Source organism: Fontibacter flavus, from assembly GCF_042432905.1.
Classification (GTDB): Bacteria; Bacteroidota; Bacteroidia; order Cytophagales; family Cyclobacteriaceae; genus Fontibacter; species Fontibacter flavus.
The window spans coordinates 261,491-275,126 of record NZ_JBHLWI010000009.1 but is presented as its reverse complement, the minus strand read 5'-3'; the positions used below and the strand labels follow the sequence as shown (position 1 = coordinate 275,126).

Genomic DNA, 13,636 nt, shown 5'->3' with positions numbered 1-13,636 from the left:
TTAGTCGACCAGTATTATACGTGTCAAGGAAAAAATCTAATCAAAAATCCCCAATCATGACTTTAGATTTTCAAAATCAAAAAATTGCAGCATAAAAAAGGCTGCCCTTTTCGGACAGCCCCTTTTATTTTTCCAGCCATCTTGCCATTGTTGAGCGCTTTTGCATTGTTCTGAGAAGTTGTATTTTTATTTTTTCAATTTTTTAAATTCGGATTCTTGAACCTATCTTTAATCATTAAAAATTTGATCAAACCAATAAACCTATGAGTAAAAAAATCAAATCAGCAATCGTTGGGACTGGATTTATAGGTCCTGCCCACCTTGAAGCACTGCGAAGAATACCCAATATAGAAGTTGTAGCCCTCTGTGAAGTCAATATTGAACTGGCTAGGGAAAAAGCCGAATTATTAGGAATTCCACATGCCTATACTTTTGAAGACATGCTTCAGAATCCAGAGATTGATGTCGTGCATATCTGTACCCCCAATTTCCTGCATTATTCCCAATCCAAAGCAGCTTTATTGGCTGGAAAGCATGTGATCTGTGAAAAACCACTGGCCACAAAAATTGAAGAAGCAGAAGAATTGGTTGCCATAGCAAAGGAAAAAGGCTTGGTCAACGCTGTTCACTTTAATTTGCGTTATTATCCTATGGTACGGCAAATGAAAAATATGAGGGAAAATGGAGAGTTGGGTGAAGTATATAGTATCATGGGATCCTATCTTCAGGATTGGCTTTTCTTAAATACGGACTACAACTGGAGGTTGGAACCGGACAAATCAGGAGATTCCAGGGCTATTGCAGATATCGGCTCGCATTTATTGGATTTGACCGAATATGTTACCGGTCTGAAAGTCACGGAAGTCATGGCTGATTTTTCAACCGTTCATAAAACAAGATTGAAGCCCCTAAAAGCCATTGAAACCTATTCTGGCAAAATGCTACAGGAGTCTGATTATGAAGAGGTGCCTATCAATACCGAAGACCATGCTACGGTTATGCTGAGGTTTGACAATGGCAACAAAGGCTCCGTAACCGTTTCCCAGGTGAATGCAGGAAGAAAGAACAGGTTGAACATTGAAATTGCTGGTTCTAAATCCAATTTCGAATGGTGCTCAGAAAGACCTAATGAGCTTTGGATCGGTAAAAGAGAAACAGCAAATCAGCATTTAATGAAAGATCCTTCCTTGTTCACAAGAGAAGCTGCCGGATTGATCAGCTTTCCGGGAGGGCATATTGAAGGTTTCCCTGATACTTCTAAGCAAATGTTCAAAGAAGTATATGCTTCAGTAAGGGAAGGAAAACAACCAGAAAATCCCACTTTCCCAACTTTCGAAGACGGCTTAAGAGAACTTGTCATCTGTGAAAGAATCATTGAAAGTCACAGAAAACAGGCTTGGGTAAAAATTTAGGATAACATAACCCAATTAATAAATTCAGAATAACCATGAAAAAAACAGTTTTCAAAAAACTAGGCCTATTGGCCGGTATTTTCCTGATGGTAAGCCTATTGGCTCAGGCACAGGATGAGAAACCCAGTCCTGCACGCACTGCTGAGGGAGAAATCAATGGTGCAAAAATCACCATTCAGTATAGCAGTCCTGCAGTAAAAGGAAGGACCATTTGGGGTGATCTGGTTCCGTTAGGCCAGGTATGGAGAGCAGGTGCCAATGATGCCACAACTTTTGAAACCACCAAGGATATCAAAATTCAAGGCCAAACGCTTCCTGCTGGAAAATACAGTTTCTTTATTATCCCAGGAGAATATGAATCAACATTCATTTTCAATAAAGTGGCTAAGCAATGGGGTTCCTATTCCTACGATGAAAGTCAGGATGCGCTTAGGGTAAAGGTATCTTCCGGACAAGGCTCTTCTTTTGAGGAAAGATTGGTGTATGAAGTAAAACCTGATGGATTTGAAGTTCGTTGGGAATACGGACGTGCATCAGCTAAAGTGGAGTAGTTTCCGCTAAATCATCAATGTACCACTGCATAGCATTAGCCATGCAGTGGTATTTTTTTTTACTTTTGCCTGAAAATTAGACCACCTTGAATTTCGATCCCTCAACTGTTGAATTACCCATAGTGGATATTTTATCCACTGTAAGCAAGCAGCTTTCTTCTTCCAACACCTTAATTGTCAATGCTCCTCCAGGAGCAGGGAAAAGTACAGTATTACCTTTGGCTCTTTTAAATGAACCATTTTTAAAAGGGAAAAAAATTCTGATGCTTGAACCAAGGAGATTGGCTGCAAGGTCAATTGCACTGAGAATGGCAGATCTTTTAGGTGAGAAAGTTGGGGAAACTGTTGGTTACAGGATCAGGTTTGATAATCAGGTTTCAACCAGCACAAGACTAGAAGTGCTGACAGAGGGAATTCTGACCAGGATGTTGCATCAGGACAATGCCTTAGAAGAAGTGGGTATGGTGATTTTTGATGAATTTCACGAGCGCAATATCCATGCAGACCTCGCCATGGCACTTTGCAGGGAGGCACAGGAAGTCCTTAGACCAGATCTTCGTATTTTGGTCATGTCTGCCACTTTGGATATGCCAGAACTCACAAAGTTACTAAATGCACCATCGGTTAGCAGTAAAGGCAGAATGTATGCGGTAGAGGTTCAATATACCGGAGATTTTGACATGATGATGATGTCTGAAATGGCTGCCAAAACTGTGTCAGAAGCAGCAAAAAAACATACCGGGGATATTTTGGTTTTTCTGCCAGGTCAAGGTGAAATCAAAAGGACGGAGACACTTTTGAGAAAAAGCCTTCCTGATTTTTCTATCCATCCGCTTTATGGGCAATTATCCCCGACGGCTCAGATTCAGGCCATTCTACCCAACAAAAAAGGAAAAAGAAAAGTAGTTTTAGCGACTTCCATTGCAGAGACAAGCTTGACTATAGAAGGTATTACTGTTGTCGTGGACAGCGGATATGGCAGAACTTCTAAATTCAACCCACGGTCTGGTTTGAGCAGGCTTGAAACCATCAAAATTTCCAAAGACGCAGCAGACCAGAGGGCTGGTCGTGCAGGAAGATTAGGTCCAGGCACTTGTTACCGGATGTGGTCCATTGCCAGTCATCAATATTTGGATGATTTCCGTACTCCTGAAATTCTGGTAGCTGATTTGGCTTTTCTGGTTTTAGATCTGATCCAATGGGGTATTGAGGATTTTCAAAAAATGGCCTGGTTGTCTCCCCCACCAGCTGGAGCTGTTGCTCAGGCCATGGAAATTTTAGAGCAAATCAATGCCATTGAAGATGGGAAGATCACAGCGCATGGCAAAAAAATCCATAGGATTCCGGCACATCCAAGAATTGCTCATATGTTGGTCTTGGCAGAAGAGATGGGCAAAATTTCTTTGGCTATTGATATTGCTGCCCTCTTAGAAGAAAGAGATCCTATGACTTCAGAAAATGGTGTGGATATCAATCTCAGGATTGAAGCCCTTAGAAGAATAAGGAAGGAGCAGTTATCTGTCAAAGGTTATAATAAAGTGGAAAAAATTGCGAGCCAATACCGAAGACTATTCGGTATTGAAGCCAGTAATAATCCTGTAGACCCTTATGAAACAGGCTTATTACTAGCTTATGCCTATCCTGAAAGGGTCGCAAGTTCGAGGCCAGGAAATAACGCCCAATTCCAACTGGCCAATGGGAAAATTGCCATGATCAGCCATCAGGATGATTTGGCTCACGAATCCTGGCTGGCCATATCCCATATCGATGCACGTGAAGGCGTTGGAAAAATATTCCTAGCTTCCCCTATTAACCCCAAGGATCTTTTACCTATGGTCAAAGAACGGAAAGTGATCATTTGGGAGCCGAAAAAAGGAGGATTAATAGCTACGAATAACCTTTCAATTGGTAACATTATCCTAAAGTCAAGCCCTCTTGAAAAGGTTTCTTCAGAGGAAAGAAAGCAGGCAGTGTTGAAAGCGGTGGCTGAGCATGGAGAGGGATTGTTGGATTTTTCAGAATCGGTACTTCAAATTATTAATAGGGTAAATTCTTTAAGAATTTGGAACCCAGACCAAGCTTGGCCTGATTGGACTCTTGAAAATTTATTGAAAGATGCCAAAAGCTGGCTGTTACCTTATTTGGAGAATGTCAGGAAAAATGAGGATCTCAGAAAACTGGATCTTCACAATATCCTTTTCCATGCTTTGAGTTATGAGCAACAGCTTTTGCTCAATGAGCTTGCACCAGAAAAAACACAAGTCCCCAGCGGAAGTTCCATCAAAATAGAATACCGTCCTGATGGAGAGCAACCAATACTCTCTGTTAGGTTACAAGAGCTGTTTGGGTTATTATCAGGTCCGACCGTAAACAATGGCAAAGTCCCCTTGCTGTTGCATCTGCTTTCGCCCGGATACAAACCCGTACAGGTAACGGGAGACCTGAGAAGCTTTTGGACAAATACTTATCATGAGGTAAAGAAAGAGTTAAAAAGAAGGTATCCAAAGCATTCTTGGCCTGAGGATCCTTTTCAGGCAAAAGCTATAAAAGGAGTACCAAAAAAAAATGATTTTAAGCCTTGATGAAACCTTGTAGCATATTGTTTTGATTAGTTTGTGAGTTTTTCACCTCAAGATTTTGGGATTTAGTGATTATAGATCCAAAAAGACCAAGGGATATAGATTTTTGCAATATTGAGTTTGTTTTTAGGTTTTCGCTATTTTTATAATGAAATTTTATACTGGAATTTCAATTGAAAATTAAATGAAGACTTTTATATCAGGAGCAACAGGTTATTTGGGTCAAAGACTTACAATGAAACTGGCCGAAGGTGGCGAAGAAATACATATTTTGGTCAGAAACAAAGCCAAGAGCCCACAACTTGTTCACCCCAACATCAGCATTTTTGTTGGAGACATTTTGGATTCAGATTCGATTAAGGTTGCCATGGAGGGATGTGAGAAGGTTTTTCATGTTGCAGCCTTGGCAAGAGCATGGTCCAAAAATCACTATTCTTATCTGAAAAAGAGAATCGGATAAAGGCTCAAGTATAGTTGACAAAAAGGACGAATCAAATGTGCTCCAGGTAATCAAGCAGGTTGATAAAACTTGCAAGCGTAAATGGAGTTACTTGTTTTTCATGAAGCATGGTCAAGTATTTATTTTTAACATCTTCATACACTTTAGGATTATAGAGTTTGGCCAAGGTAGCCCCTCTCGCTGACCTATAAGTAAAATTTTGTGTGGGTATAGGGGTATCAATGTCACTATTGAAAAATCTTTCCAAAGATTCACCACTGGACAAAGCATCAAGGTATCCGAAACCTTTAGAGACTAAAAACTTTTCAACACCACGGATTACTTCATTGATTTCCTGGTCATTATCCACCAAAAACCTTCTCGGCAATTTACTGTCAATGCTATCCAAAGTTGTCACTAAGGTTATGCTTCTCTCTTTGTAATCACCAAGGGAAGGTAAAAAGCGATGGACAATGTTCTCAACTTTTTCGTTTCTTATTCCCAAATGATATTCTAAATAGGAAACCTCCTCATATTGGGTATGATGAAAAAATAACATCTGCTTTCCTAAGGTTATCTCTTTGACATAATAAAGGGAACGGCCATCTAACCTGAATCCAAAGTCATTTAAGAAATCCTCATGAAGCAATATGACGTCTTTAAATTGCATATAAGTATTAAACATCAAATGGTAAGTAAAAGTTACTGATTTTCATTAAATAAATCCCTCATTTCCTGCAACATAGTTTCTACTTCATCCTTTTTTAGGATGAAGTCATCCGATTCAGCATTGGTATTGTTGATAAAATGCTTCCAATGCTTTTCAGCCTTTTTCAAGACTCTTGGAGTAATGTCAAACTCAACGGAATCCAATAACTCTTTTGCCAGGAGTGAGGCCTTGAAGTTTCCAAATAGGTAGATCCTGAATAAGTCAACAAAATTGTTGCTCAGGTCAAAACCTTCCAGCATTTCGACAAATGCACCGTTTCTATGTTGATTGCTTTTAGAATGAATTACTTCAAGTAAAGGTTCCAGGGCAACTTGGTTATCTCCCATTTTGCTCAATGCTCTTGCAGCAAGGTAGGCCTCATCAAAATCCTCTGATCGTAAAAGCTCCAATAATTTTGATAGCACTTCTTCTGTACCGATTTTGGCAAGCTGATCGGCATAAAAGAAAGCTTCCGATTCATCTTTATCACACATTTTACGAAAGAGGTCCTGAATTTTTTGCTGCATGGTCTTTAAGAGTTTATATCTTCGTGCAAAAATAAGACCATAAAAAGAATATCTTAAGGTAAGTTTGATGAAGCAGCAATTATTTGAAGATGATTGGATATTAAAGTTTTTTAAGTATTTAAAAAACAGGAAATTGATGCTTGAATACTTACCGAAGAAAAGAAAAATTATTTTTTCTACACAAGAACAAGACAAATTGCTGTCCATCAGATTATCTATGCAAATGGACTTTGAACTTGGAGCTTCTGAATTAAAAAGTTCAGATTTCAAAAATTTTGTTTTGATTCTCATCAGGTCCGGTTTAGCTTCTGTTGCTTTGGTTGAAAACGAAGAAATAGTGGACCACAAAGTTTTCAGGTCTTATATGGTCAGAAAAAAACAAGGCAAAAGTCAGATCAAATACCTTAAAACTAAAGGCAAATCCAGAGCCGGATCAAGAGTAAGACTAGCTGAAACCCTTGAGTTCTTCGAGGATATCAATCAAAGAGTTAACACTTACTTTGACGGGTATAGAATTGACCTGATTGGAATTAGTTGTTCGCAAACCCTTCTCCCCTACTTTTTTGGAAGTTCTACCTCATCAGCATTCGACAAAAAAGATCATAGGTTGTTCAGGATACCCAAACACATCGCTTCACCTACGTATGAAAGTCTAAAAAATGTCAAAAATCTATTGCACCTAAATGAGGTAAAGGTGGAGGAAAGTGGATTGGCGATTTTCCAGGATTTTATTGAACAAGAGTCAAAAACAAAATCTGATGATTTTCAAAATGATGACTGGTAATAGCAACTAAAATTTGGAACAGAAATTGAGGTAATGAGTAATCTTTTGAAAATTTTATGAATCGAATTTTAATAATACCACTGTTTATTTTAGTTGCCTCACTATCAAGCCCCGCAGTTTACGGTCAGCGTTACGCATCTGCTGTCGGTATCAGGCTGGGAAGCAATGATTTTAGCAGGACTGTTGGATTAACCGCGCAACAGAGAATTTTTAAACAAGTTACCCTCGAAGGAATTATTCAGTCAGATTTCAATAAAAATACAACGATCCATATTTTGGGTAAAAAACACCATCCCATTATTTCAAAGCGCTTTAATTATTATTATGGGGGAGGTTTTTCTTCTGGTTGGGAAGAAAGCTGGCTGAAACATCCTGAGACAAAACAGGTGCTGCATACCTATGGAAACGCTACTACAGGAATGGATCTGATAGCAGGAATCGAAATGACTGTGGCCAGTACTGTGATTTCCTTGGATTACAAACCAAACATCAATTTGGCAGGAAGAAATGAGTTTTACAGAGGGCAAGTGGGTATTTCTGCCAGAATGGTATTGGTAAAAGGAAGAGAACAGGATAAAAGGTGGAGGCAAAAAGCAAGGGCCAAGAAAAGAGCTAATCGGGAACCTTTCGGAGACAAACTTAAGAATACCTTTAATTTTAACAATAAGTAAATTTTAAACCACAATAAATTTTCATTTTAAGAGTTTCATTGATGCCTCAATAATCAATATTTAAATTTTTTCAATATTTCCAAGAATAGAAATTACTGAATTGAATACATCTCAGGTTTTACATATTCTGAATTTTTCCTTTTGAATAAAAAATAGGTAGAGTTTGAAATTTTTGACCTAAATTATTACGGTTAAGAATTTAAACTCATGCTATGAAAAAATTACATTTTCCTTTGTTGCTCCTTTTCTTGTTTTTCGCTGGACTAAGTCAGGCGCAGGAGAAAAGCATACTTGAGCAATTAGAAGAAATTGCCATCGTAGACCAAAAGGTCATGATGCCAATGAGAGATGGGGTCCGGTTGGCCACAGACATTTACCGACCAAAAACAGATAAGCCTGTACCAATTATTTTCTCCCGTACCCCATACAATTTCAACAGCTACAGAGATGGGGAATTGGTGACGAGAACGCTGCAAACTGCTTATGAGGCCGTTCAGAGAGGATATGCCTATGTAGTTCAGAATGAAAGAGGTAGATTTTTCTCAGAAGGTGAATGGGACATTTTAGGAGTTCCACTGACTGATGGTTACGATGCTTTCGAATGGATGTCCAATCAGTCATGGAGCAATGGAAAAATCGGAACCATCGGCTGTTCTTCCACTGCCGAATGGCAGATGGCAGTCGCGTCCCTCAACCATCCTGCCCATACTGCTTTGATTCCCCAGGGATACGGCGCAGGGGTGGGAAGAGTAGGTGATCTCTACGAACAGGGTAACTGGTATAGAGGCGGAGCTGGTCAAATGCTGTTCACAGCATGGCTCTACAGCACCCAACATGACCCTCTGTCACCAAAGCTTCCTGTTGGTATTGAGCAGGCGGATCTGCTGAGATTGCAGCGTTTTTATGACATGGCTCCAAGATACCCAAGAGTTGACTGGGCTAAGGGACTGGCACATTTACCAGTACAGGACATCATCAAAAATGCCAATGGACCACAGGGAATTTATGAGGAAATGATTACCCGTAAACCAAATGATCCTAAATGGTATGAAGGCGGACTTTTCCATGATGATATGGAATTTGAAAAGCCTAGCTTCTGGTTTGTATCCTGGTATGATGTGGCTTCTACTCCCAACTTGAAGCTTTTTAACCATGTCAGAGAAAATGCAAAAGATCCAAAAATAAGGGACAACCAATATCTGGTCATCGCTCCTACCCTTCATTGCGCTTTTACCCGGGCAACAGAAAATACCATCGTAGGTGAAAGAAGTGTCGGTGATGCAAGACTGGACTATAATGAACTGACCTATGGCTGGTTTGACTATTGGTTAAAAGGTGAGGAAAACGGCATGAAAGAAAAAATGCCAAGGGTAAGGTATTATACTATGGGTTCCAACAAATGGCAAACATCAGATACCTGGCCTCCTAAAGAAGCCCAGATGGTCACTTATTACCTGGACAGTAAAGGAAATGCCAATTCACGTCTAGGTGATGGCAAATTGGTCAGCAGAAGACCTGGCAAGGACAATCCGGACACCTTCCAATATGATCCCCTGGACCCTGTAAACTCCAACGGAGGCAATGTTTGCTGTACGGGAAATGCTGTTCAGGGCGGTTCATTTGACCAACAAGAGATGGAATTAAGAGAAGACATCTTGGTCTATACCTCTGAACCTTTGGAATCTGGCATTGAGGTGAGTGGTTTTATTGAAGCAAAACTCTTCCTCTCTTCTGATGTGAAAGATACCGATCTCACGATCAAGTTGATCGATGTATATCCTGATGGAAGGGCTTATAACTTGGATGAGACTATCCAAAGAATAAGATACAGAGAAGGGTATGAAAAAGAGGTGTTTATGGAAAACGGAAAAGTATATGAAGTCAATATGACACCAATGTCCACTTCCAACTATTTTGAAAAAGGTCACAGGATCAGAATTGAAATCTCATCTTCCAACTTCCCAAGATTTGACAGGAATATGAACACCGGTGGCAATAATTATGATGAAACTGAAGGTGTGGTCGCAACTAACAATATCCATCATTCCAATAAATATCCAAGCAGCATCAGTTTGCCAGTTATTAGAAAATAAAAAAAAATTTATACTCCCCAAAAGCCCTAGATCATCTGGGGCTTTTTTTTAATTATGATTTATTCAAGTTATTATTAAACAAATCAACAGTTTATTTCTGTTTTATTTGCTATATAACTAAATTATTTTTATAATTGAATTTCACCAATAAATAGTCTGGTAATCTGGAAAAGTCTATTTATCTCAAATGCTGAAAAATTTTGAATCCAACTCAGCATTGAAAAACTACATCAAATTGATTAAACGTTATGAAAAATCTCAGTAAAATTCTATCCTGTACTTTTTGGACATTGTGCCTAATTGTATTGTCAACTTTTCTTCTTTCTTGTAACAAAGAAATGGATGATACAGAACCTGTATTGGAATTAGTAAAATTTGAACGTTTATCAAATTTAGTTTGGGGAAGAGCAGATGTTGGTCGATTTGGAAAATTTGATGATAGACTATATTATTCCAATATCAATAATCCTGGATATTTTGATGAAGATGGAAGACAGAATCAATTTGCTTTCCGTTCGTTTGATATGCGTTTTGGGCACGTTTTTTCAGAACAGTTCACTGTTGGAGTAGAAAGTAATCGAAGATCTTTGATCATAATCCCAAATATTGACTATAGTTCAAGCAACACTGTTTTTTTAAACGCTCGTAATATTCCGGAATTATCAACAGAATTTTTGTTGAAACCGGGATGGTCAGAAATTCCGAATTTTGCATTAAATGAAAATTTTCTAATCTCAGCTTGGGAGAAACCCTGGTACAGTGAAAATCCTAACCAAAGAGAAAATGTATTTATCCTTGAATTGAATGCTAGGGAGAACGGAATGGGAGAAAATGGACAGGTAATAGATAGAAATGAACCTGTAATCAATAAAATTTCAATTGATTACCAGATTGAAGGGTTTTCCATGGAAGATCTTATTTCAGTATTTCCATTTGAAGATGGTTGGATTGCTTCTGCCAATATTGCTGGACTTCAACCTTCTTTTTTTATTGAAAAAAACGGAAATGTTTCACCATTATTCAATGACTTACGCAGGTTTGTCATCTTTGGATTGCAAACAAGTGAATCAGGTGAACTTTTTGTTTCCAACGAAGGTGGATTCTATTATTCTCCAAGCGGAAGTCCTTTTACTCTAAACCAAATAGCAACTGCTAATGTTGATTTAAGATTTCGACTGATTGGAGATAGAATTATCGTTTGGGTGGGGATGGATAAGTTATATGAATTGAAAAACTACAGAGATACTTCTGAAATCAGTTTGGTTGAACTTGAAAACAGTGGTTTGGAAGGCCTCTTGATAAAAGATGTTGAACTTTTTCAGGAAAAGTTTTATGTGTCTACAAATGGAGGACTTTTTTTAAAAGATCAGGAGGATTTTTGGACAGAAAAAGAGTTGAGTTCAGATCCTACCCTTGATATAGGCTGGGAGTTTGTCCGTTAAATTTTACCGAAAAATCAAGAAATGACCCTCATTTAAAAACCAAAGGCATCCAATTCTCAATAATTGGATGCTTTTGTTTTTAAAAAAGTTCTTTCAAGTATATCTACATTTTTTACTAATCCCCTATACCATTTATTTCTTAACTCGGATTTTTCGTCATCCGAGAGATTGAAATTTTGAATCTTTCCAAGTTGGGCTTTTTGGTGCAAATCATACAGTAAAATAGAAGCTGAAACTGAGATGTTAAAACTCTCAGTAAATCCATACATGGGAATATGCACCAAGCCATCAGCTTCGGCAATTACCTCATCACTAACTCCTTCATGTTCATTCCCAAATACCAGGGCAATTTTTTGGTCTGGAAATAAATTTTTGAGCGGCATGCTATCCTGTTTAGGGCTAGTCGCAAAAATTTTATAACCTTTTGACCTTAAGTCTGTAAAACAAGCTTTGACAGCTGATCCTTCAGGATTGTAATATTTATGAACATCTACCCACTGAGAGGCTCCCCTGGTAACATAAGGATTGATTTTATATTGATTTGTTTTTTCAATCACATGTACATCCTGAAGCCCAAAACAATCAGCTGTTCTGATGACTGCTGAAGCATTATGAGGTTTGAAGATATTTTCCAGGACAACGGTGAAATACCTTGTTCTTTTATCCAAAACTTCCTCAATCAGTCTTTTTTTATGATCAGTAATATAGGTTCCAAGATATTCCAGAAACTCATCATTGGTATAATTCATGTCCAATTATACCTCAAATGCATAAAACTTAGAAAAATTAAAACGATTTTTTTATCTAAATTCACTGAGTGGATAGGGAAAATAAATTATTCAAAATATTAAATCAACTAACTTAAGGAGTAATAAAAAGATACAACATGGTAGCAGCCAAAGTGTAACCAACTAAAAAAGAGAAAAAGATGGGAGTGCTTAAAGAAAACTTAAGATATTCAGGAACATTCTTATGGTGATTGAAATGACTGATTTTCCTAAGGTATTTTTCAGGAAATAAAGCCAAGATCATTAGCCCATAAAACGAGGTTAGCAAAAACAATGAAAAGAAAGTTTCCATACCTGTTATGTGTATTTCAAAGATAGGAAATTGGACCTCACTTTCCTCATAAAATGCAACAAAATATTCACTATTAAATCATTATAAAGCTTTAGTTTTGAAATTTCTTTCGATTTGAAGATTCCCTAATGATCAGGTTTGTTTTCAGCATAAGGTTTTCCTCTTCTCTTTTTTCCGGATTGTTGATATTATGGATCAGCATTTTTGCAGCATTTACGCCCATTTCATAACCATGTTGGTCAATAGAACTCAAGGTGGGATTGACAATTTCTGCAAGCTTCCAATTACTAAAACCCATAACCCCTACCTGATCGGGGACACGGAAACCGGCTTCTTTCAGATATTTCAAAACACCCAAAGCGACCAAATCTGTAATACAAAAGATCGCATCAGGAGGGTTAGGGCTCTCCATTAATTCTCTGGCAAATTGGTACCCCTCCTCTTCATTGATCATATTACATACCTTTACCCAATCGGAACTATATTCTAAACCATGGTCCTCAAGTGCTTTATGGTAACCTTCTGCCCTTTCATTTGCATTTTTCACTTCCTTCCTACCCCTGATATGGGCAATTTTTGAGTATCCTTGCCCAATCAGATGCTTCACCGCCTGATAGGCACCTTCAAAATCATCCACGGTTACTTTAGGAGTCTCCAATTCATCCGTAATTTTATCAAATTGAATAACAGGTTTCCCTTCTGCTAAAAATTCTTTGATATGCTCACCCTCAAAAGTTTCATTTGAAATAGAAATCAGCAAACCGTCCACACTGCTGGCCAACATCGTCCTGCAAGCAGTGATCTCATCATCCAAAATATCATTGGACTGACTGACTAAAACATTATAACCATGCTTCTTTGCTGTATCTATCGCACCTGAGATTACGGTTGAAAAAAAGTGATGCACCAATTCCGGCACTATCAAACCTATATTGTAAGTCCTGTTTTTTCTAAAATTTACCGCAAGTACATTCGGGACATAGTGATGCTCTTTGGCATAGGCTTTCACGATGCGGATCGTTTCATCGGCTATATCAGGATGTTCCTTGAGTGCCCGTGAGGCCGTTGAAACAGATATGTTCAATTCTCTTGCAATATCTTTCAGCGTAATTTTCCTCTTTTCTGGCATAAGAATATTTATGGCTTTGGTTTACTCTTGGGCTTAAGTCTTTCTACTCCTAAATTACAGGAAAAAGATTTAAAATAAATTAAAATTATTCTAAATAACATGCTTGCAATGGATTGCGCAATCGTTTGAAATTTTTTGACGCTTGGTTAAGATATCAGAAAAGTTTTACTTTTAGTTCTTTGGTATTTTATGGTATCTAAGAATCCCAATTAACCTAACT

General features: G+C 38.1%; 12 protein-coding genes. 8 read left to right on the top strand and 4 right to left on the bottom strand.

Annotated elements, in window-relative coordinates:
* The first annotated feature begins 263 nt into the window (after positions 1-263).
* From ACFFIP_RS05760 to ACFFIP_RS05745, 4 genes are all read left to right on the top strand, one after another.
* Positions 264-1,412, top strand: a complete 1,149-nt coding sequence (locus tag ACFFIP_RS05760; protein WP_382386620.1) for a Gfo/Idh/MocA family protein — start codon at positions 264-266, stop codon at positions 1,410-1,412.
* Between the two features lie 35 nt (positions 1,413-1,447).
* Positions 1,448-1,963 carry a DUF2911 domain-containing protein gene (locus tag ACFFIP_RS05755; protein ID WP_382386619.1) on the top strand — a complete coding sequence of 172 codons (516 nt, stop codon included), beginning with the start codon at positions 1,448-1,450 and terminating at the stop codon, positions 1,961-1,963.
* An 86-nt stretch (positions 1,964-2,049) separates the two neighbouring features.
* On the top strand, positions 2,050-4,545 hold the full coding sequence (gene hrpB, locus ACFFIP_RS05750; protein ID WP_382386618.1) for an ATP-dependent helicase HrpB: 2,496 nt from the start codon (positions 2,050-2,052) through the stop codon (positions 4,543-4,545).
* Positions 4,546-4,726: 181 nt separating this feature from the next.
* Positions 4,727-5,002, top strand: coding sequence for an NAD(P)H-binding protein (locus tag ACFFIP_RS05745; protein WP_382386617.1), 276 nt, complete (start codon positions 4,727-4,729; stop codon positions 5,000-5,002).
* Positions 5,003-5,033: 31 nt separating this feature from the next.
* Here the strand turns inward: ACFFIP_RS05745 and ACFFIP_RS05740 are convergent, their stop codons facing one another.
* Together ACFFIP_RS05740 and ACFFIP_RS05735 are read right to left on the bottom strand one after the other, a co-directional pair.
* Positions 5,034-5,651 carry a hypothetical protein gene (locus ACFFIP_RS05740; protein WP_382386616.1) on the bottom strand — a complete coding sequence of 206 codons (618 nt, stop codon included), beginning with the start codon at positions 5,649-5,651 and terminating at the stop codon, positions 5,034-5,036.
* Positions 5,652-5,683: 32 nt separating this feature from the next.
* A complete protein-coding gene (locus ACFFIP_RS05735) occupies positions 5,684-6,217 on the bottom strand; it encodes a HEAT repeat domain-containing protein (protein ID WP_382386615.1) in 534 nt (177 codons plus the stop codon).
* Positions 6,218-6,353: 136 nt separating this feature from the next.
* Between ACFFIP_RS05735 and ACFFIP_RS05730 the strand changes: the two genes are divergently transcribed.
* The 4 genes from ACFFIP_RS05730 (at position 6,354) to ACFFIP_RS05715 (ending at position 11,207) form a co-directional block, all read left to right on the top strand.
* Positions 6,354-7,001, top strand: a complete 648-nt coding sequence (locus tag ACFFIP_RS05730; protein WP_382386614.1) for a VLRF1 family release factor — start codon at positions 6,354-6,356, stop codon at positions 6,999-7,001.
* A 56-nt stretch (positions 7,002-7,057) separates the two neighbouring features.
* Positions 7,058-7,672, top strand: a complete 615-nt coding sequence (locus ACFFIP_RS05725; RefSeq protein ID WP_382386613.1) for a hypothetical protein — start codon at positions 7,058-7,060, stop codon at positions 7,670-7,672.
* Between the two features lie 212 nt (positions 7,673-7,884).
* Positions 7,885-9,765 (top strand): CocE/NonD family hydrolase, encoded by a 1,881-nt coding sequence (locus tag ACFFIP_RS05720; RefSeq protein WP_382386612.1) that lies wholly within the window; start codon positions 7,885-7,887, stop codon positions 9,763-9,765.
* Between the two features lie 338 nt (positions 9,766-10,103).
* The gene (locus ACFFIP_RS05715; protein ID WP_382386611.1) at positions 10,104-11,207 is read left to right on the top strand and encodes a hypothetical protein; all 1,104 of its coding nucleotides are present in this window, start codon (positions 10,104-10,106) and stop codon (positions 11,205-11,207) included.
* A gap of 56 nt (positions 11,208-11,263) precedes the next feature.
* Here the strand turns inward: ACFFIP_RS05715 and ACFFIP_RS05710 are convergent, their stop codons facing one another.
* Both ACFFIP_RS05710 and ACFFIP_RS05705 read right to left on the bottom strand, forming a co-directional pair.
* Positions 11,264-11,956, bottom strand: a complete 693-nt coding sequence (locus tag ACFFIP_RS05710) for a TrmH family RNA methyltransferase (RefSeq protein WP_382386610.1) — start codon at positions 11,954-11,956, stop codon at positions 11,264-11,266.
* A gap of 422 nt (positions 11,957-12,378) precedes the next feature.
* Positions 12,379-13,416 carry a LacI family DNA-binding transcriptional regulator gene (locus tag ACFFIP_RS05705; protein WP_382386609.1) on the bottom strand — a complete coding sequence of 346 codons (1,038 nt, stop codon included), beginning with the start codon at positions 13,414-13,416 and terminating at the stop codon, positions 12,379-12,381.
* Positions 13,417-13,636 lie beyond the last annotated feature (220 nt).